We start from the raw sequence: 20811 nt of genomic DNA on the forward strand, positions 1-20811 counted from the left end.
GACGCAAACACATCAAGACGAGGGTTTGAGCATGCTTGGCTGGGTTGTGACGTTTCTGGTTATTGCACTGATCGCCGGCATCCTGGGTTTTGGCGGCATCGCCGGCGCTTCGATCGAGATCGCCAAGATCATCTTCTTCATCGCGGTCGTCCTGTTCCTGGTCTCGGCCGTGGTCGGTCTGGCGCGCGGCCGCAACAGGATATAGCGCTATCCCCGCGGTGCATCCTTCGAGACGCCCGCCTTCGGCGGGCCCTCAGGATGAGGGCAGTGTGTGCGGCAGCAGTCTCGAAGAGCGCAAATGCTGCTTAGCCTCATCCTGAGGAGACCGCGAAGCGGTCGTCTCGAAGGACGAGGCGCGCGCTCAGGCCGCGGCTACAACGCTGCGGCAGCGCTTGAAACTACCGCTTCGAGGGCATCGCCACGTTTCGGCCGATGCCCTCGGGTCGCGGCACGGCGCTATGGGCCTTCGTCACCGCAGCGATGCGCTCGCGGATATCGGCCGGAAAGGGCGCAACGCGCCGCGCTGTCATGTCCATGTGCAGCGACATGTTCTCGGACGTTGCCGACAGCCAGCCTTCGCTTGCGTGCCTCATCTCCTCGAACGTGTGCAGCCGCTTGTCGTCGGCCTCGAGCAGCCAAACGAAAATCTGCACGGGATCGCCGAGGTGGATTTCGCGCAGGTACCGCACATGGCATTCGGCGGTGAAGGTCGAGCCGCCGCGCTCCTTCATGTAGGTCGGTCCGATCCCGAGCTCGAGCCACATCTGGTCGATCGCCCGGTCGAACATCACGTTGTAATAGGCCATGTTGAGATGGCCATTGTAGTCGATCCATTGCGGCTCGATCTGCATGATCGAGGCACGGAACGGCTCGGCTTTGGGTGCTGAGGCGGCGGTCTGCGGCATGTTTCCTTCCAGCTATGCGTCCGGTCGCTTGACTTGACCGGTTTTATGTCCTTTGCCACGGTTCTTCTTTCGGGAGGAATTCCGTGGGTACGACCATCACCAATAATCCGCCGCGGCCGGCGCCGAAAGCCCTCGCGAGCGCGCTGGAGCAGCTTGCCGCGCGCTTCGGCAACCGCCTCATCACCTCGCAGGCCGTACGCGAGCAGCACGGCCATACCACCACATGGATCCCCAACCAGCCGCCGGACGGCGTGGTGATGGCGCAGGAGACTGCCGACATCCAGGACGTGGTGCGGATCTGCGCCAAGAACCGCGTGCCGGTCATTGCCTTCGGCACCGGCACCTCGCTCGAGGGCCAGGTCAACGCGCCCGCGGGCGGTATCTCGATCGACCTGCGCGACATGAACAAGGTGCTGGCGGTACACGCCGAGGATCTTGACTGCGTGATCCAGCCCGGCGTGACCCGCAAGGCGCTGAACGAGCATCTGCGCGACCAGGGCCTGTTCTTCCCGATCGACCCCGGCGCGGACGCCTCGCTCGGCGGCATGGCCTCGACTCGCGCCTCCGGCACCAATGCGGTGCGCTACGGCACCATGCGCGACAGCGTGCTGGCGCTGAAAGTCGTGCGCGGTGACGGCGAGATCATCACGACAGGCACGCGTGCGAAGAAGTCGTCGGCCGGCTACGACCTCACGCATCTGTTCGTCGGCGCCGAGGGCACGCTCGGCATCATCTCGGAATTGACCATTCGCCTGCGCGGCATTCCCGAGACGATCGCGGCGGGCGCGGTGTCGTTCGAGACCGTGCACGGCGCCTGCCAGGCCGTGATCCTGGCGATCCAGACCGGTATTCCCGTCGCGCGCATCGAGCTGCTCAATGCCGCGCAGGTGAAGGCCTGCAACGCCTATTCGAAGTTGACTCTGCCGGAGACGCCGCTGCTCCTGATGGAATTCCACGGCAGCGAGATCGAGGTCGCCGAGCAGTCGAAGTCATTCGGCGAGATCGCAAAGGATTGCGGCGGCGGCGACTTCTCCTGGACCACAAAGCCTGAAGACCGCACCAAGCTCTGGCAGGCGCGGCACGACGCCTATTGGTCGGTGAAGGCGCTGCGTCCCGGCGACAGCATCGGCGTGGTCGCGACCGACGTCTGCGTGCCGATCTCGCGGCTTGCCGATTGCGTCAGCGAGACCGAGGACGATCTCAAACGCCTCAACCTGCTGTCGCCGATCGTCGGCCATGTCGGCGACGGCAATTTTCACTGCTCGCTGGTGTGCGACACCAACGATCCGGCCGAGATGGCCCGCGGCGAGGAGTTCATGCATCGCCTGGTCGAGCGCGCGCAGGCGATGGACGGCACCTGCACCGGCGAGCACGGCATCGGCCAGGGCAAGCAGAAATATCTCAAGGCGGAGCTCGGCGCCGAGGCGCTTGATGCGATGCGGGCGCTGAAGAAGGCGCTCGATCCGCTCAACATCTTCAATCCGGGCAAGATCGTGCCGGAAGCATAGCGCACAGCGCCAGCCGCCCGGGTCGCCATGGAAATCGCGATGAAGATGTCCGAAGATCCGATGCGCGACGACGCCGTGCGCCGCATGGTCGATCTCTGCATGAAGGCCGACGCTCTCAGGACGGCATAGCTCCTGTTCCGCTCGATCCAGGCAGGCTGGACGCCGGAAGCCGTTCAGCGCGATTGTCCGGCGCTGTCGCAATAGATGCGGCCCGCGCGATGGGCGCGGGCCGGTGCGAGTTCATGCCGGATCGGCTCAATACCTGCGGTAGTCGCCGCGTGCAGGGCCGCCATAGCCACCGCCGTAGCCGCCGCGGCCCATGCCGATTCCGATCCCGATGCCGACACCCACGGCTGCGGGCGGGGGCGGCGGCGGGGCACGCTCGTAGACGACCACTTCGTCGGGCGGGGCCGGCCGACGCGGCTTCGGCGGCGTCTCGACCACCTTGCGCTTCGGCGGGGTCTCGTCGACGCGCTTCTTGATGGTGGGCGGAACGCTCGGATTGACGGGCGTCGCCGGCGACGGCGTCGAGCACGGGCAGGTCGGAGCCATCGCGACGGCGACCGGAGCAGGCGCCGCAGCGGCGGCAACGGGCGTGCCATAGTTGCGGTTCTGGACGCGGAGCAGCAGCCTGCGCGCGGTGGCAGCCAAATCGCTGTTGTCCCAGTTCGCCAGATAAGCCTCGAACGAGGCACGGGTGTTGATCGCGGTCGCGCGCTCCCAGGCCAGCATCTGCCGCCGCCGCTCGAGCACGGTGCGCAGGCGCGGCGTGCGGGCGTCCTGTGCGTAGAGCTCGATATAGGCCTGATAGGCGGGCACAGTGTCCTCGGTGATCACGAGTTCATAGGCGAGCATGGCCGGCTTGCCCTGCAATTCCTTGCGCCAGTCCTCGAGGCTGCGCGTGGCACTCGCAAGCGCCATCGAATCTGCGCCTGGAAGGGCAGACGTCTGGACGCTGCTCTCGCCGAAGAACCTGAAGTCCGTGGTCAGCGAGGAGCTTTCCCAGGGGATCTGCCGTCCGTCCGTCGATTGAGCCACGGCGACACGGATGCGCTTGAACACCTCCTCGATCGGCAGATTGGGCTGCTTGGCGATGGTCAGCGCGGCCGCGGTGTAGGGGCTATCGAGGCCGTTGCCATCCTCGGCCTCGGCGCCGGGCGAGGTCGAATAGGAGATGAAGGAGCCGGGCGCGCCGGCCTTGGTGTCGACGATCGCAAGTCCGTGGCCGGCGCCCCTGAGCGCGGGGAACGGATTGTTGCGGCATGCGTCGAGCATGAAGATGCGCGCCCGTGTCGGCAGCGCGCCGAGGGTGTTGAGCAGGTCGTTCAGCCGTACGCCCTGGAGCGGAATGTCGGCCTCGCGCTTCGGATCGAGATCGACCGGCACCAGATAGTTCTCGCCGTCGATCTGAAGGCCGTGGCCGGCATAGAACACCAGTGCGACGGTGTCGGCGCCGCTGGCACCGACCTTGCCCGCGAAGTCCGAGATCGCCGCGCGCATCTCGTTCTGCGCCAGGTTGGCGGCCGTGGTGACGGTGAAGCCGGCACTGCCGAGCAGCTCAGTCATTCCTTTGGCATCGTTGGCGGCGTTGGGGAGTTCCGGCACCGTGCGATAGGCGGATTGGCCGATCACGAGCGCGAGCCGGGCTTCGGCGGCGGCATCGGTCGGCGTCATCAGCTGCGTGAGTGCAAGAAAACCGGACGCAAGAAGCAAATTGGAAAAGGCTGGACGGCGCATGGTATCACCTCCATCGGCAATGCGCGCGATGATGCCACCTTTTCTACGCCTGCGCCATGAGGGCGTCTGTGCCCTGGATCACGCAGGTCCGTGGCAAAATGGGAAAGATGGCGGTGCGGCAGGTGGAGGCGATCGTCAAAAGCGAGCTCCTCAGGGCGCCGTCAATGCCGAGCGCCAGACGTGACGGCCCTGAAAGGTCCTAGAGGCGGTCCACCGCCTTGAACGTCCCGTCCTTCTGGATCACCGTCAAGAACACCTTCGGCGGCGTGTCGATCATGCGCGTGCCGATGGTGAAGGTGCTGCCGCTGATGTCGAAACGGCCGATATCGTTGATCGCGCGCAGCAGGCTCGCGCGCGTCGGATTCGACCCAGCCGCTTCCAGCGCGGCAGCCGCGAGGCGGCCGGCGAGATAGCCTTCGAGCGACACGAAATCCGGCGTCAGCGTCGGATCGAACGCCTTCTGCGCCGCCTGGTAATCGGCGACGAGCTTGAGCGAGCGGTCCCAGGGAAACGGCACGACCTGTGAGACGATGACGCCTTCTCCCTCGGGGCCGAGTTCGGCGGCGAGCGCATTGGCGCCGACGAAGGAGATGTTGACGAAGGTCGGATAGAAGCCGCTGCGATGGGCGAGCTTGATGAACTCCGCGCAAGGACCATAGGTCCCGACCATGACGATGGCCTCTGGGGCGGCACGCTTGATCATGCGCCAGGCCTGGCCGACCGCGCGGGTGTTGCGCTCGAAGGTGCCCTCGGCGGCGAGTTCGAGGCCCCGCCTGGCGAGCGCGCGCTTCACGCCGGTCAGACCGTCGCGGCCGAAGGAATCGTCCTGATAGAAGATGCCGATGCGGGTGAACCTGCGATCCTCCGTGAGATGCTTGATCCAGGCTTCCGCCTCCGCGCCGTAGCTCGCGCGGATGTTGACGACGTTCGGAAGTTCGAGGTCGCGCAAGAACTCGGCGCCGGTGAACGGACCGATGAAGGGCACGTTCCTGGTGCTGGTGATCGGAATGGTCGCCATCGCGGTCGGCGTGCCGACCGCGCCGATCAGCGCGAACACCTTGTCGTCCTCGATCAGGCGCAGCGTCTGCGCCACGGAACGATCGGGATCGTAGCCGTCGTCGCGACTGATGAGCTGGAGCTTGCGGCCGTTGACGCCGCCCTTGGCGTTGACCTCCATGAACGCGGCGACGATGCCTTGCCGCATCCGTACTCCGAGCGCGGAGGAGGGGCCCTCCAGCGCGGCGGCCTGTCCGAACAGGACGGCATCCTTGCTGACGCCGGCCTCGTCGCCTCTGGACGCGAGCGCGGTCGCGGCCAGGAGCATGCTGGCTAGGATGGCGGATCTCGCTGATCGAAATCGATACATCGGGAAGTCTTGCCGGATGATTGGAGGAAACCTGGCGCAAAATATCCTCGCGAGCCTGAACAGCTCGCTAAACGGCACGGCATCGGTGATCCGTAGTACTCCGGGCAAAACCGGCAGATTGTTTCCACTACGCGAGGTCATGCGCGCACTTCATTAACTAGTTTCCGCGCTGCGGAACGATCGGGTTTCGAAATTGTGCAGTTCTTAACCGCGGCCTTGTTCCGATAGCGGCGCCGGCACCTCAACCAGAGGTTCGGTTTGTCGCGGACAGGGGGACGGCGGCTTCAAGATGGGCGGTCGGGATCACAACGATCAGGATCGAAGGCGTATGACTGGATGGTGGCGTGCCGCGCCGCTGCTCGGGCTCTATCGCCCTGCGCTCGTCGCCGTCGGCGTCGGACTTCTGTTCTCGATCGTGGGCGCCGCCGCCGTGGCGCGATGGGAAAATCGCGTCAACAGGATCGAGTTCGGGAACGCGGCCGAGACCCAGGCGATCGTCATGCAGAACGGCATGAACGAGTACATCTCGAGGCTTCTCGCACTGCGCACGCTGTTCGAATCGACCAACGATGAAGTCACCCGCAGCGAATTCGAGACCTTCAGCGCCCGCCTGTTCGAGCGCCACCCCGGCATGCTGCGTGTTGCCTGGTTGCCGCGCGTCGGCCGCAAGGAGCGCGCAGAATACGAGGTCGCCGCGATCAGGGACGGTGTATCCGGCTATCGGATCAAGTCGCTGCAGGGGGAGAAGTTCGGCACCGCGCCGCAGGGTGACGAATATTTTCCGGTGTTCTACTCGACCCAGCCGAAGACCTCTTCGGTCTATGGCATGGACTACGCGACCGTTCCGGAGCGCCGGGCAATGCTGGAGCGGGCGCGTGACAACGATCGCGTCGCGGCCATTCGCACGCGCCTCTTCGAGCCGAAGCAGGGGGGCGGCCTCGTGCCCGACGTCCTCGTCGCCATTCCCGTCTACGCCAAGGGCACGTCACGCGAGGAGATCGCGGACCGGCGCCGCAATCTCGCAGGCTTCGTCGTCGGCATCTTCGACCTGCCGCTGCTGATCCAGTCCATTCGCGTGACCACCGGAGCAAGCCCCGCGGTCAGCATGAACGTCTACCCGCCCCTCACGGCACAGATCGCCAACCTTGAGGAAACGCTGCCGGATTACGCGTCGGCCGCCACCGCGCCGCGCTCGATGGGGGACATCGCGCGGTCCATGCACTGGTCGGGCAGTCTCAGGATCGGCGATACCGACTGGCAGGTGCGGGCGGTTCCGACCGCCGGCGGTCCGCTGGCGACGACTTACGATCGTGCGGGCGCGGTGCTGATCGTCGGCATGCTGCTGACGCTGTCGCTGTCGACCTATCTGATGCTCGCAAGTCGCAATTCGCGGCGGCTGTCGCAGGCGAACCGGCGGGTGCTCGAGCTCGCCCAAACCGACATCCTCACCGGGCTGCCGAACCGCGCCTTCTTCCTCGCCCGGCTCGACGAGCTGAACGGGCGGCGCGAGGGCGACGGTCCGGCCTTCTCGATCCTGATGCTCGACCTCGACCGTTTCAAGAACGTCAACGACTCGCTCGGCCACGGTGCCGGCGATGCGCTGCTGCGCCAGGTGGCGCAGCGGCTGAAGTCGGCCATGCGCGCCGGCGACGTGCTGGCGCGGCTCGGCGGCGACGAGTTCGCCATCATACAGAAAGCTTGCGAGGATCAGCATGCTCGTGCGACCGAGCTCGCCGCGCGGATCGCCAAGCTCGTGGCCGAGCCGTTCCTGCTGCCCGGACACCGCGTCGAGATCGGCACCAGCATCGGCATCGCGATCGCGCCGGATCACGGCAGCGACCAGGAGCAGCTGCTGAAGAAGGCGGATCTCGCGCTCTATCGTTCGAAATCGGCGGGCCGCAATTGCTTCACCATCTATGACGAGGCGATGTCGGCCGAGCTGGAGGCCCGCAACACGCTGGAGGGCGATCTGCGCGACGCCATCGCGCTGTGCCAGCTGGAAGTGCATTACCAGCCGTTCGTCGACGCCCTCAGCGGCGAACGACGCGGCTTCGAGGCGCTGGTGCGCTGGCGACACCCGACGCGCGGACTGATCCCGCCGGACCAATTCATCCCGCTTGCGGAGGAGACCGGGCTGATCGTGCCGCTCGGCGAGTTCGTGCTGCGGCGCGCCTGCGCGGACGCCGCCCTCTGGCCATTCGATCTCATGGTCGCCGTCAATTTGTCGCCGATCCAGTTCAAGGAAGCCGAGCTGTTCGAAATGATCAGCGCGGCGCTTGCCGATTCCGGCCTGCCGCCGCAGCGGCTGGAGATCGAGATCACGGAATCCGTGCTGCTCGAGCGCGGCGTCGAGAACCACGCCTTCATGGAGCGGCTGAAGGGCATCGGCATCGAGCTTGCGCTCGACGATTTCGGCACCGGCTATTCCTCGCTGAGCTACCTGACCGCGTTCCCGTTCGACAAGATCAAGATCGACAAGTCGTTCATCCGCAACCTCACGCAGCAGCCGCGCAGCTCCGCGATCATCTCCTCCATCGTGACGCTGGCGCGCGGACTGGACATGTCGGTCACCGCCGAAGGCGTCGAGACCCGCGAGGAGTTCGAGCGGCTGAAGGCGCTCGGCGTCAATTTTGCGCAAGGCTATCTGTTCGGCCGCCCGCATCCGATCGATCGGATCCTGTTCGACGCGCCCGCCAAACCGTCACGGCGCGACGCCGCCTGAGCGCGCCGAACGGTCATGCGCGAAAAGCGCTTGACCCGGGCGGTCCCGGATGGTCCGAAGGGATCGTCCAGGGATGAAAACACACGAATATGCGGCTTCCGTTTTTCTACGGCTGGGTCGTGGTCGCCGTGACCTTCGTCACGATGGCGATCGGCGTCAACGCGCGCACCGCCTTTTCATTGTTCTTTCCGCCCATCATCTCCGAGTTCGGCTGGGAACGCGGTGTCACTGCGGGCGCCTTCTCCTTCGGCTTCGTGGTGTCGGGCGTGATGAGTCCGCTCATCGGGCGTCTGATGGATCGCGCAGGTCCGCGTGCCGTGATGGAGCTCGGTGTCGTGCTGATGGGAGGCGGGCTGCTGCTGGCACCGCTGACCAGCGCGCCCTGGCATCTCTACGTCACCATCGGTGTCATGGTCGGCGCCGGCTCGGTCTGTCTCGGCTATTCCGGCCAGTCGTTGTTCCTGCCGAACTGGTTCATCCGCAAACGCGGCTTTGCCATCGGCATCGCTTTCGCCGGCGTCGGCATCGGTTCGGTGACGCTGCTGCCATGGGTGCAGCACATGATCGAAGAGACCGGCTGGCGCACCGCCTGCACCGCGATGGGCGTGCTGGTCCTGATCGTGCTGGCGCCGATCAATCTGTTGCTGCGCAAGCGTCCCGAGGACATCGGCCTTCAGCCGGACGGCGACGCGACGCCGGCGCCCGGCGCCGCAAAGCCAGTCTCGAACATCGTCGATCCTGTCTGGGCGGGCACCGAATGGACGCTGAAACGTGCCGTCACGACCGCGCGCTTCTGGTGGGTCGCGCTCGGCTATTTCTGCGGCCTCTACATCTGGTACGCGGTGCAGGTGCACCAGACCAAATTCCTGCTCGACATCGGCTTCAGCCCGAGCGTTGCGGTGTGGGCCCTCGGCATCGTCAGCCTGCTCGGCATCCCCGGCCAGATCGTGCTCGGCCACGTCTCCGACCGCATCGGCCGGGAGTGGGTGTGGGCGATCAGCTGCGCAGGTTTTGTCGTCTGCTTCGCGGCGCTGATGGCCCTGAAGTTCCATCCGTCATCATGGCTGGTCTATCTCATGGTGTTCACGCAAGGCGCGCTCGGCTACGGCCTCACCTCGATCATGGGCGCGGTGGTGTTCGAGATCTTCCAGGGCAGGCACCAGGGCAGCATCTTCGGCACGATCATGCTGGCTGCGCTGGCGGGCGGCGCGGCCGGACCATGGGTGACCGGCTTGCTCTATGATCGCGCCGGCGACTACACGCTGGCTTTCGCCATTGCGATGGTCGTGAGCGGATTGTCGGCGCTCTCGATCTGGCAGGCCGCGCCGCGCAAGGTGCGCGCCGTGGCCGGCCGCCTGCACAAGCTCCAGGAGCCAGCCCGGGATTGATTCCGGACGCATCGGATTGCCTGCGCCGCTTTCGTCGATCGTTAAGCATGTCGCGTCCTGCCGCGAGGTCGGCCGGTTGAAAAAACGTCTTGGACACCATCGGAGCGCTAGCCTCGCCCATTGCCGCTTCTTCCCGCTGCCCTGGTCCAACGATGTCTGCCTCCGATTGTCCTGTGACGGAAACCCCGAACGTCCTGTTGGCTGCGCTGGAGCGCGCCGAAGATGCCGTCGTCATCGTCGACGGCGCGCGTCGCATCACGCATTTCAACGCGGCCGCCGAGCGGCTCTGGAAGCTAGCGCGCGCCGAGGTGCTCGGCCGCGATGCCGAAATTCTTGCTCTCAAATGCCTGCACGCCGATCCGATCGCGGAGTTCCGCGACGAGATCAGCCTGACGCGGCGCGACGGCAGCCGGATCCGGGCGGCAATCTCGGTGTCCTCCCTCGACGGCGGCGCCGCGATCCATCATGTCGTGTTCGCGCGCGACGTTACCGCCGAAGCTGAACGTCGCGCGCGCATCGCGCTGCTCGACGCCGTCTCGGACCAGACCAACCGCGCGGTCCTCATCACCGATCCGTCGTTGAACATTCGTTACACGAACGCGGCGTTCACCGCCCTGTTCGGCTATGGTGCGGCGGAGGCGGAGGGGCGCTTGGTGACCGACCTGCTGGCCGGGCGTCATACCAGCCGGAGCTTGCTGACGACGATCGGCAGGCGGCTCATCAAGGGTGGTCCGGGTGGCGAGGCCGAGGTCCTCGTCTACACCAGGGAGGGCGAGGAGATCTGGGTCTCCGCAAGGGTCGACGCGTTTCGCGATCGCAAGGGCCGGGTCAAGCACCTCTTCGCGCTGCTCGAGGATATCACCGAGACCAAGCAGCTGCGCTCGCTTCAGCAACTCATCATGAGCGCGCTCGCTGACGAGGTGCCGATCGGGGAGATTGCCGACCGGCTGTGCCGCCGCGTCGAGGAGATCGCGCCGGACGTCGTCTGTTCGCTGCTTCACGTCGATGCCGCCGGCCTGATCCACCCCCTCGGTGGTCCCAGCCTGCCCGAGAACTATTCCCGCGCGCTGGACGGCATCGCGATCGGCCCCAATGTCGGCTCCTGCGGCACCGCTGCCTTCTACGGCACGCCGGTTCTGGCGACCGATCTCGACACCGATCCGCGCTGGCAGCCTTACAAGGCCATGCCGCTTGCGATCGGCTTGCGCGCCTGCTGGTCGACGCCGGTGAAGGCCAAGGACGGCCGCGTCATCGCGACCTTCGCCTTCTACTACCGGGAACCCCGCGCGCCGAGCAATTGGCATCGTCGCATCGTCGAGGCCTGCGTCAATCTCGGAGCCTTCGCGATTGAGCGCAAGGAGGCGCGCGCCGAGATCGCGCGGCTCGCCTATCACGACATCCTCACGGGCCTGCCGAACCGCGCCCAGCTCCGCCACCTGATCACCACGGCGATCGACGCCTGTTCGACCGGCAGCCATGTCGCGTTGGCCTTCCTCGATGTCGATCATTTCAAGGACGTCAACGACACGCTCGGTCACGCCGCCGGTGACGAGCTCCTGGTCCAGCTTGCGCAGCGCCTGCGCGAGCATATCGGCCCAGGGGACATGCTGGGCCGGCTCGGCGGCGACGAGTTCGTCATCCTGCTGCCGCAACGCAACGCCGAGAGCGCCGGGCGCGTCGCGGCCGATATCGCCGAAGCGCTGGCGCGGCCGTTGCGGCTCGGATCGAAGCTGATGCCGATGTCGGCCAGCATCGGCATCAGCCTCTATCCCGATCACGCCACCGACATCGACACATTGATGCAGCAGGCGGACGCCGCCATGTACATGGCCAAGCAGGCTGGTCGCTCGACCCATCGCATCTTCAGTGCCGAGATGAACGTGCTCGCCGAGCAGCGTTTGGCGCTGATCGCGGCGCTGCGCCGCGCGATCGCGGAGGGCGCACTGAGCCTCAGCTACCAGCCGCAGATCCGCAGCTGCGACGGCGCGATCCACGGCGTCGAAGCGCTGGCGCGCTGGCGCGATGCCGTGCTCGGTGACGTCTCGCCGGCAAAGTTCATCCCGCTCGCCGAGGAATGCGGCCTCATCGAGCAGATCGGCCTGTGGTCCGTGCGCGAGGCCTGCCGGCAGATTGCGAGTTGGCGCCGTGCCGGGCTCGACATTCCCTGCGTCTCGGTGAACCTGTCGCCGACCAATTTCCGCAACGTCACGCTTGCCGCGCGGCTCAAGGCCATCCTGGCCGAATACGATCTGCCGCCGGACGCTCTGATGCTCGAGATCACCGAAGGCGCGTTCATGCAGGACGGCGCCGCAGCGCTGGAGACGATGAACGCGATCCGCGAGCTCGGCGTCGGCCTTGCAGTGGACGACTTCGGCACCGGCTATTCCAGCCTCAGCCGGCTTGCGCATCTGCCGATCCGAGAATTGAAGATCGACCGCAGCTTCATGCGCGACATCGAGAAAGACGCAGGCGCGCTCGCGATCGCCACCGCCGTGGTCCGCGTCGGCCAGGGCCTCGGCATGACCGTGGTCGCCGAGGGCGTCGAGACCGAAGGCCAGCGCAGGACGATGGCCGAGCTCGGCTGCGACATCGTCCAGGGTTTCCTCTACGCACCCGCGCTGCCCCCGGTCGCCTTCGAGCGCTGGCTGATCGAGCACTGCGCCGAGCAGGCGAGGACCATGCTGGGCCGGCTCGACGTCGCCCCGGCGTCGAGCGGCGCGGTGAAGCGGTCGGCTTAGGCGAGTCCCCGCATTCGGGGCGGCATACGCAATTATCAGGGCCGTCTCAGGCACAAATCAAGCTTTTCTCCAAGCTTTCTGCCGCGCGCGCGTCATAATGGCGCGCAAACGGACCTATCGAGGCAGAAAGCTCGTCAGATGCTGCAATATCGCGCCTGGTACACGACGGGATCAGCGGCCCTCATGCTCGCACTGATCATGGGTACCCTGGTCAACGGTCTCACGGCGTTCTTTGTCGCGATGGAAGCCGCTGAGGGTTGGGGCCGCTCTGAGATAGCCGCGATCAACAGCTTCGGACTTCTCGGCATAGCGGCCGGAAGCGTGATCATGGGATTCGTCTCCGATCGCCTCGGCATCAGGCCGATATGTCTGATCGCAGTCGCCGTCATGGGCGCCTGTCTGCTCTTGACGGCCTATGCGCACGCGCCGTGGCAGCTTTATGTGATCTTCTTTCTTGCCGGTGCGCTCAGTGGAGGCGCGCTCTTCGCCCCGATCTTTGCGACTGTTGGAAATTGGTTCCCGACCTCGGCCGGCCTCGCGATCGGAGTCGCCGCCGCAGGGCAAGCCGTTGGCCAGGGCGCCGTGCCCTTCCTCTCGGCCTATCTCATCGAGCGCTTTGGCTGGCGCGGTGCGATGATCGTCTTGGGAGCGGCCATTCTCGTGACGCTCCTGCCGTTGGCCGCGTTCATGCGCGATGCGCCCGCGGCGGCGTCCAGTGGCGGGGCGGCGCAGATTCCTCCGATCCGAGCGAGCGTCGTCGTTCCCATCCTCAGTGTCGCGGTCTTTTTCTGCTGTGCCTGCATGGCGGTCCCCCTCATGCATTTGATGCCGCTGATTCAGGGCCTTTGCATTCCCGCCACCGATGCCGGCGGCGTCATGCTCGCCATGCTGCTTGCCGCAATTGTCGGCCGGATCGCGTACGGCAAGCTGTGCGACATGATCGGGCCGCTTTCATCGTGGGCGGTGGCGTCGGCACTCCAGACCGCCGGCGTCCTGGCATTCACGCAATTCGAATCGTTGCGCGGGTTCCTGATCTTCTCCATCGTGTACGGGTTCGCTTACGCCGGGGTCATGACGAGCGTGCTGGTGTCTGCACGGGCTCTGACGCCGCCGGCGCGCCGCGGAGCCATGATGGGGATCATTCTCGCGTTTGCCTGGATCGGCCACGCATTCGGCGGATATCAGGGCGCTGCGACATTTGATCTGACGGGCAGCTATACGACGGCCTTCGCCATTGGCTCTGTGGCCGGCGTTCTGAACCTGGCTCTTGTGATGACGTTAATGCTGCTTTCGCGACGCCGCAGCCTGCCGGCTGCCGCGGGGGCGCTGGCCTGAACCTTCAGGCTTCACTCCGCCGCCAAACCCGTCCTGCGCCTGAGATCCGTGATCGCGCGCAGGAAACTGTCGGCCGGCGTCGTCTCCGGATCGATCAGCCGGTGCAGGCGAAAGCCATCTTCCAGCGCGAGCACGATGGAGGCAATCCATGGCGGGTTCAGATTGTCGTTGCGCCCGTTGCTCTTCAATGTCGCCTCAACGATATCGGCGACCAGCTTGCGCCGCGCACGCAGGCGCTTGGCAAGCTCCGGGCGGCGCTTCTCGGCGCGTGCGACGAACAGGATCATCTCCATGTGGAGGAGGGGCGAGCGGCCGAGCGGATCCTGCCGGCTGCGATCCATCGTCTTCAGCGCCGCGATGAAATCGTCGAGATTGTCGTGCTGCGCGAGGATGTCCATGTTGCGCCGGATCGACTGCTCGACATGGTCCTCGAGCATGGCGATGATCAATTCGTCCTTGCTCTTGAAGTTGGAATAGAACGCGCCGCGGCTGAAGCCGGCGGCGGCTGCGATTGCTTCGATGCTGGCGCCGCCGATGCCGTCTTGTTCGAACACGCGCGCGGCCGCCTCGAACAGTCTGTCGCGCGTGTCGTCCCTGGTCGGTCTCGTTCTCACCCTTGACATCGGTACAGGCTAGGGCAGACTGCAATTCGATACAACAATGTATCGAGCTTGATAATACAGGGATGGTTACGTCGCGCATGAGGGGCTGCCCGGCGTATTCGATTCATGCGGCAACGGATCCGAGGTCACCATGAACGAACACGTGCAAGGCGCCGGCGGCGGACCGCTGTTCAACCCCCTCTCGCCGGACTTCATCCGCGATCCCTATCCGTATTACGACCGGCTGCGCGCGCGCGATCCGATCCACGTGACGCCGTTCGGCCAGTTCGTCACGAGCCGCCATGCCGAAGTCAGCCTCGTGCTGCGTGACAAGCGCTTCGGCAAGGATTTCGTCGATCGCACCACCCGCCGCTACGGACCCGACATCATGAAGGAGCCGGTGTTCCGCAGCATGAGCCACTGGATGCTGCAAGCCGATCCGCCGGACCATACCCGTCTGCGCGGGCTCGTGGTGAAAGCCTTCACCGCCCGCCGGGTCGAGGACATGCGGCCGCGCATCCAGGAGATCGTCGAAAAGACCATCGATGCGGTGATCGACCGCGGCCACATGGATCTGATCGAGGATTTCGCCTTCCGTTTGCCGGTCACGATCATCTGCGACATGCTCGGCATTCCCGAAGAGCACCGTGAGACCTTCTACAAGAGCTCGCGCGACGGCGGACGGCTGCTTGACCCGGTGCCGTTGTCTGCGGAGGAGATCAAGCAAGGCAACGCCGGCAACCTGATGGCGCAGATGTATTTCCAGCAGCTGTTCGAGCTGCGCCGTCGCAACCCCGGCGACGACCTCATCACCCAGCTGGTGCAAGCCGAGGAGGACGGCAACAAGCTCACCAACGAGGAACTGACCGCCAACATCATTCTCTTGTTCGGCGCGGGCCACGAGACCACCGTCAACCTGATCGGCAACGGCCTCCTGGCGCTACACCGCAATCCAGACCAGCTTGCGCTGCTCAAGGCGAGGCCGGAGTTGATGGTCAATGCGATCGAGGAATTCCTGCGCTACGATTCCTCGGTGCAGATGACCGGACGCGTCGCGCTGGAGGATATCGACGATCTTGGCGGCGTGAAGATTCCCAAGGGAGAGACCGTGCTGTGCCTGCTCGGCTCGGCCAACCGCGATCCCGCGGTCTACCCGGACAGGCCCGACCGGCTGGACGTCACCCGCCAGAACGTCAAGCCGCTGTCCTTCGGCGGCGGCATCCATTTCTGCCTCGGGGCCCAGCTGGCGCGCATAGAGGCCGAGATCGCCATCGCCACGCTGCTGCGGCGGCTGCCGGACTTGCGCATCGACGACGTCGATAACCCGGAATGGCGGCCGACCTTCGTGCTGCGCGGGCTGAAGCGGCTGCCGGCGAGCTGGTGAGGAGCGCCAGCGTTAACCTCCGCGCGCAACAGTCGCTGTGACTTCGCCACACTTCCCTCTATATAAGGGGCTGTTCCGGCGCGCCTGAGGCCCTCAGGTTCGGCCCGGGCCGGTTTGGCCGAGGGGAGACCCGTGCAGACGACACTGCTCGGATTGGCGATTGCCTTCATCATTGCGCTGCTGGCCGCGCTGATCGGGCCTTACTACATCGACTGGAACCAGTTCAGGCCCCAGTTCGAGGCGGAGGCAGGCAAGATCATCGGCGTGCCGGTCCGGGTGGCGGGCGAGCTCGACGCGCGCCTGTTGCCGGCGCCGACGCTGCGGCTGCGCGGCGTCACCTTCGGCGGCAACAACGATCTCGGCCGGCTGCGTGCCGACAAGCTCGACGTCGAGTTCAGCCTGGGCTCGCTGATGCGCGGCGAATGGCGCGCCACCGAGCTTTCGGTCGGCGGCATGGCGGTCGATCTCGGCTTGGATGCGCGCGGGCGGGTCGATCTGCCGTCCACCGCGAGCGGCGCCTTCAACCTGGCCTCCCTCGCCATCGAGCGGCTGAACCTCACCGGCCGCATCGCCTTGCACGATGCCGCCAGCCGCTCGACGCTCGAATTGAACGACATCGCCTTCTCCGGCGACGTGCGCTCGCTGGCAGGCTCCGTGCGGGGCGACGGCAGTTTCACCGCCGCCGGGGTGCGCTACCCGTTCCGCGTCTCATCCGGCCCGAGCGCCGACGGCAGTGCCACCCGTCTCCACCTCAACATCGATCCCGGCGAGCGCGCCATCCTCGCCGACCTCGAAGGCGTGCTCGCCTTCGACAACCGGCAGCCGAAATTCGACGGCGCGCTCACTCTGGCTGTGCCCACGAAGAAGCCGGGGGAGGCGGGGCCGACGCCCTGGAAGCTCGCGACCAGGCTGAAGGCCGATCCGGCCGGCGCGAAATTCGAGCAGATCGACGCTAGCTTCGGCACGGAGGACTCCGCGCTGAAGCTCGGCGGCGTCGGCGATCTCAGGTTCGGCGCCTCGCCGCTGCTGCGCGCGGTGCTGTCGGCGCGGCAGGTCGATGCCGACAAGCTGACCGCCAGGGACGATGCCGATCCGCAGCGTGTCCTGCCGGCGCTGCGGGCGGGCCTCGCGGCGATCCCGCAGACGCCAATCCCGGCGCAGATCGAATTCAACGCCGACCAGATCATGCTCAGCGGCCGCCCGCTCCAGAACATCGCGGCCGAGCTTCAGACCGACGGCAGGTCCTGGACCTTCCAGCGCCTCGAATTGCGCGCGCCCGGCACGACGCAGCTCTCGCTCAACGGCGCGACACCCGGCGCCGACAGCTTCAGCGGCCGCCTGCGCGTCGAATCGTCCGATCCGGACACGCTGGTGGCCTGGCTTCAGGGCCGCAGCGAGGTCAACCGGCGCAGCACGCGGCCGCTGCGCCTCGCCGGCGAGGTCACGATTGCCGCCAATCATCTCGCCATCGACAGGCTGAAGGCCGACATCGAAGGCGGCTCGGTCGAGGGCCGCGTCGCCTTCGTGCAGACCGGCGCGAGCAAGGGCTCGCGGATCGACGCCGAGCTGAAGGCCGACCGGCTCGATCTCGATGCCGCCGCCGCCTTCGTGCGCGCGCTCGCGGGACCGCAAGGCGAGTGGCCGGAAGAGGCCAAGCTCTCGCTCGATATCGGCCGCGCGATCTCCGCCGGCCAGGAGCTGCGGCCGTTCGCAGCCAGGCTCGCGTACAGCCCCGCATCCCTGTCGCTGGAGCAGTTGCGCTTCGGCCAGGCGAGCGGCGTGACCACGGAGGCGAGCGGCAGCTTCGACCGCGCCAGGGCCACGGGCAAGCTCGCGCTGAAATCCTCGGCCAATTCGCTGCGCGAGCTCACCGCGCTGATCGAGCCGTTTGCGCCCGCGGTGCGTGCGCGCTTCGATGCTCTCCCGTCGTTGCCAGGCGCAACCCGCCTCAAGCTCGATCTCAGCCTCGAGAGGAACGCCGAGCATGCCGATCGCAGCAACGCCCGAATCGTGCTCGATCTCGACGCACCGCAGCTCAAGGCCACCGCGACGCTGGCGGCGCAGACGCCGGCGGCGGCGATTGGCAGCATCGATCTCGAGCGCCTGCGCAACAGCGACTTCACGCTGGACTCGAGAGTCTCGGCGCCGCAGGCCGGCGCGCTGCTCGCGCTGCTGGGGCTCGATCGCATGGTGGCCGCAGGCGAGGGCGCTTCGCAGCTCGAAGGCCGCTTGAGCGGCGCCTGGCGCCGTCCAGTGCAATTGAACGCAAAGCTCAGCGGCGGCGGACTCGATGCGGATGCGCAAGGCAGCGTCGAATTGTCGGAGCCGAAGGCGAGCGTGAACCTGCGCGTGCGCAATGCCAATCTGGCGCCGCTGCTCGGAACCGGCCCTGTCGACAAATCGGCGCAGAATGTCAGCCTGTCGTCCCGCCTCACGCTCTCGGGCAATCGCGTGACGTTCGACGATCTCGATGGCAGCGCAGCGGGCTCGCATCTGCGCGGGCGTGTTTCGGTGACGCTCGATCAGGAGAAGAACGTCGAGGGCGAGGTCGGTCTCGACTCGCTCGATCTTGCGCCGGCGCTCGCCATTGCCATCGGCGCGGCCGGACGCGAGTCCGGCGAGCCGTTCAGTCCGGGACTCGTCAGTGGCTGGCGCGGCCGCATCGCCTTCCAGGCGTTGCGCGGGACGCTGCCCGGCGGCATCGAGCTACGCCCCTTCGGCGGTACGGTCCGCAGCGACGGCCAGTCGCTCGCGCTCGATGCGCTCAAGGGCGGCCTCGGCGGCGGCGAGATGTCCGCGAGCCTCGACGCGCGCAATGGCGCGAATGGTCTTGCGCTGAACGCGCGCATCGAGCTCGGCAATGTCGATGCGGCGGCGCTGCGCTACCGCGATCTCGCGCTGCCCAAGGGACGCGCCTCGTTGCAGATGGCGCTGAGCAGCCAAGGCCGCAGCGCCGCGGCCCTGATGGGTGCGCTCGCCGGCAGCGGCACGGTGACGCTCGAGTCCGCGGAGATCGCCGGCCTCAATCCGCGCGCCTTCGAGATCGCCATCCGCGCCAGCGACGGTGGCCAGGTCAGCGACGATAGCCGGCTGCGGCAGCTCGTCGAGCCCGCGCTGTCGGCGGGTTCCATCGCGGTGCCCTCGGCGCAGATCCCGTTCACGATCCGCGACGGCCGCCTGCGTGTCGGGGCGACGCCGCTCGAGGCCAGGAACGCCCGCGCCATCGTCTCCGGCGGCTACGACATTCCCGCCGACCAGGCCGACATCCGCGCCAGCCTGACGCCGATCATGACCGGCCTCTCCGGCGCCCCGCCGGAGATCCAACTGTTCGCGGCAGGCCCCCCCGACAGGCTGAGCCGCACCGTCGATCTCACGCCGCTGTCGTCATGGCTTGCCGTGCGCACGATCGACCGCGAGACGCGGCGGCTCGACGCCATCGAGCGCGGCGAGCCGCCGCCGGCCACCGCCGCGCTGCCGACGCTGGTGTCGCCGGATCCCGCGCCCGAGCAGGCACCGGCCAATGTGCCGCTGCCCGGCCAGGATCCGCGCCGCGCGCCGGCAAAGCCCAGGGTCGCGCCGACACCGAAGGCCCCGCAGGCCGCTCCCGCCGCGCCCAGCCCGCCGCTCGCAAGCCAGCACGCCGCACCGCTGCCGCCGCCGATCGAGGTGAAGCCTGCCCCGGGCCCTGCGCCCGCCAAGCCCAGGCCGAAGCCGCCACTGGTGCTGACGCCTCAGAATCCGTGAGGCCCAGTTGGCTTGGAGACATCAGGCCGCGGGCTCTTGATAACCTCTCCCGCGAGCGCGAGCGGGAGCGCACCGTCTTCCTTCCGCGCCGGTGAACGCATTTCCTCGCATTTGAACGAATTTTCGTCGGCAAAACTGATTTGCCGATTTTACTGAATTCTCGCGTTTCATCTCTAGCGTCGCTTCTCGAGGAATGCGGTGTCCCGCCACAAGCGGCGGGACGACACCAAGAACTGGGGTGATCGAGATGGACGGGGCGAAATCGCTGCTACAGGATCTGGACGACGCGATCGCGCGCGGCACCGACGAAAGCCGGGCGAAGGCGTTGTGGCACGCCACCGACATCCTGATGACCGGCCGCTACAGCGACGACGAGATCTCCACGTTCGGCGAGGTCATCGGCCGGCTCGCCGAGGAGATCGAGGTCGCCGCGCGGGCGCAGCTCGCGGAGCTGATGTCGGCATGCGATCACGCGCCGCTCAACGTCATCGAAAAGCTCGCATTCGACGATGAGATCGACGTCGCAGGTCCCGTGCTGCGCGACTCCAATCGTCTCGATGAGAAGATGCTGGTCGCGAGCGCCCTGACCAAGAGCCAGTCGCATCTGCTCGCGATCGCGCAGCGCAAGTCGATCGCCGAAGCCGTGACCGACGTGCTGGTCGAGCGCGGCAACCAGGAGGTCGTGACGTCGGTTGCGAAGAACGAGGGCGCGCGCTTCTCCGGATCGGGCCTGTTGCACATGGTGCGCCGCGCCGAGGGCGATTCGATTCTCGCCGAGCAGCTCGGCCTGCGCAAGGACGTGCCGCGCCACGTCTTCCAGCAGCTCATTTCGAAGGCCTCGGAAGACGTGCGCCGCCGCCTCGAGAGCGAGCGGCCCGAGATGGTGGCGCAGATCCAGAGCTCGGTGACCGACGTCACCGGCGATCTCCAGTCCAAGTTCGGACCGTCCTCGCGCAGCTATTTCGTCGCCAAGCGCGTGGTCACGACGCAGTACCGGCAGGGCAACCTCAATCAGGATTCCATCTCGAACTATGCGCGCCAGCACCGATTCGACGAGGTGCAGATCGGCCTGTCGCTGCTCTCGTCATTGCCTGTCGACGTGATCGAGCGCGCGCTGATGGACCGCAATCGCGAGATGATCCTGGTCTTGTGCAAGGCGCTCGACTTCTCCTGGGACACGACGATGTCGCTCCTGTTCCTCGGCGCCAAGGATCATCTGATCACGGCGCGCGACCTCAAGGACAACGAGCGCGAGTTCGGCCGGCTCAAGATCGAGACCTCGCGCAGCATTTTGAAGTTCTACCAGTCGCGCAAGAACAGCGCGGGTGCCGATGCGGGCCGTCAGCCCGAGCTTCAATTTCACTGAGGACAGGGGAGTGTCT

The 20811-nt window shown here is 66.5% G+C and carries 13 protein-coding genes; 9 read left to right on the top strand and 4 right to left on the bottom strand.

What is annotated here, in order from left to right:
- Positions 1 to 31 precede the first annotated feature (31 nt).
- The gene (locus ACYCVF_RS02115; RefSeq protein WP_008556598.1) at positions 32 to 205 is read left to right on the top strand and encodes a DUF1328 domain-containing protein; all 174 of its coding nucleotides are present in this window, start codon (positions 32 to 34) and stop codon (positions 203 to 205) included.
- A gap of 193 nt (positions 206 to 398) precedes the next feature.
- Here ACYCVF_RS02115 and ACYCVF_RS02120 read toward each other — a convergent pair whose 3' ends face one another.
- On the bottom strand, positions 399 to 905 hold the full coding sequence (locus ACYCVF_RS02120; protein ID WP_459596898.1) for a thioesterase family protein: 507 nt from the start codon (positions 903 to 905) through the stop codon (positions 399 to 401).
- 83 nt (positions 906 to 988) lie between these two features.
- Between ACYCVF_RS02120 and ACYCVF_RS02125 the strand changes: the two genes are divergently transcribed.
- Positions 989 to 2413, top strand: a complete 1425-nt coding sequence (locus ACYCVF_RS02125; RefSeq protein WP_459596899.1) for an FAD-binding oxidoreductase — start codon at positions 989 to 991, stop codon at positions 2411 to 2413.
- Between the two features lie 255 nt (positions 2414 to 2668).
- Here the strand turns inward: ACYCVF_RS02125 and ACYCVF_RS02130 are convergent, their stop codons facing one another.
- Both ACYCVF_RS02130 and ACYCVF_RS02135 read right to left on the bottom strand, forming a co-directional pair.
- Positions 2669 to 4150: a caspase family protein gene (locus tag ACYCVF_RS02130; protein WP_459596900.1), complete on the bottom strand. Its 1482-nt coding sequence runs from the start codon at positions 4148 to 4150 to the stop codon at positions 2669 to 2671.
- Between the two features lie 199 nt (positions 4151 to 4349).
- Complete coding sequence (locus tag ACYCVF_RS02135) at positions 4350 to 5516, bottom strand: ABC transporter substrate-binding protein (RefSeq protein WP_459596901.1); 1167 nt, start codon at positions 5514 to 5516, stop codon at positions 4350 to 4352.
- Between the two features lie 328 nt (positions 5517 to 5844).
- On the opposite strand from ACYCVF_RS02135, the gene ACYCVF_RS02140 reads away from it, so the two are divergent.
- From ACYCVF_RS02140 to ACYCVF_RS02155, 4 genes are all read left to right on the top strand, one after another.
- Positions 5845 to 8238, top strand: coding sequence for a bifunctional diguanylate cyclase/phosphodiesterase (locus ACYCVF_RS02140; protein WP_459596902.1), 2394 nt, complete (start codon positions 5845 to 5847; stop codon positions 8236 to 8238).
- A gap of 89 nt (positions 8239 to 8327) precedes the next feature.
- Positions 8328 to 9626, top strand: coding sequence for an MFS transporter (locus ACYCVF_RS02145; protein WP_459596903.1), 1299 nt, complete (start codon positions 8328 to 8330; stop codon positions 9624 to 9626).
- 152 nt (positions 9627 to 9778) lie between these two features.
- On the top strand, positions 9779 to 12364 hold the full coding sequence (locus ACYCVF_RS02150; RefSeq protein ID WP_459596904.1) for an EAL domain-containing protein: 2586 nt from the start codon (positions 9779 to 9781) through the stop codon (positions 12362 to 12364).
- Positions 12365 to 12547: 183 nt separating this feature from the next.
- The gene (locus ACYCVF_RS02155) at positions 12548 to 13699 is read left to right on the top strand and encodes an MFS transporter (protein WP_459606486.1); all 1152 of its coding nucleotides are present in this window, start codon (positions 12548 to 12550) and stop codon (positions 13697 to 13699) included.
- 11 nt (positions 13700 to 13710) lie between these two features.
- Here ACYCVF_RS02155 and ACYCVF_RS02160 read toward each other — a convergent pair whose 3' ends face one another.
- Positions 13711 to 14322 carry a TetR/AcrR family transcriptional regulator gene (locus ACYCVF_RS02160; protein WP_459596906.1) on the bottom strand — a complete coding sequence of 204 codons (612 nt, stop codon included), beginning with the start codon at positions 14320 to 14322 and terminating at the stop codon, positions 13711 to 13713.
- Between the two features lie 130 nt (positions 14323 to 14452).
- Between ACYCVF_RS02160 and ACYCVF_RS02165 the strand changes: the two genes are divergently transcribed.
- The 3 genes from ACYCVF_RS02165 to ACYCVF_RS02175 all read left to right on the top strand — a co-directional run bounded on the left by ACYCVF_RS02165 (position 14453) and on the right by ACYCVF_RS02175 (position 20795).
- Entirely contained in the window at positions 14453 to 15685 is a 1233-nt protein-coding gene (locus ACYCVF_RS02165) for a cytochrome P450 (RefSeq protein ID WP_459596907.1), read from the top strand.
- A gap of 132 nt (positions 15686 to 15817) precedes the next feature.
- Positions 15818 to 19429 (top strand): AsmA family protein, encoded by a 3612-nt coding sequence (locus ACYCVF_RS02170; protein WP_459596908.1) that lies wholly within the window; start codon positions 15818 to 15820, stop codon positions 19427 to 19429.
- Positions 19430 to 19676: 247 nt separating this feature from the next.
- Complete coding sequence (locus tag ACYCVF_RS02175; RefSeq protein WP_459596909.1) at positions 19677 to 20795, top strand: DUF2336 domain-containing protein; 1119 nt, start codon at positions 19677 to 19679, stop codon at positions 20793 to 20795.
- Positions 20796 to 20811 lie beyond the last annotated feature (16 nt).

Source organism: Bradyrhizobium cedriense (assembly GCF_054602315.1).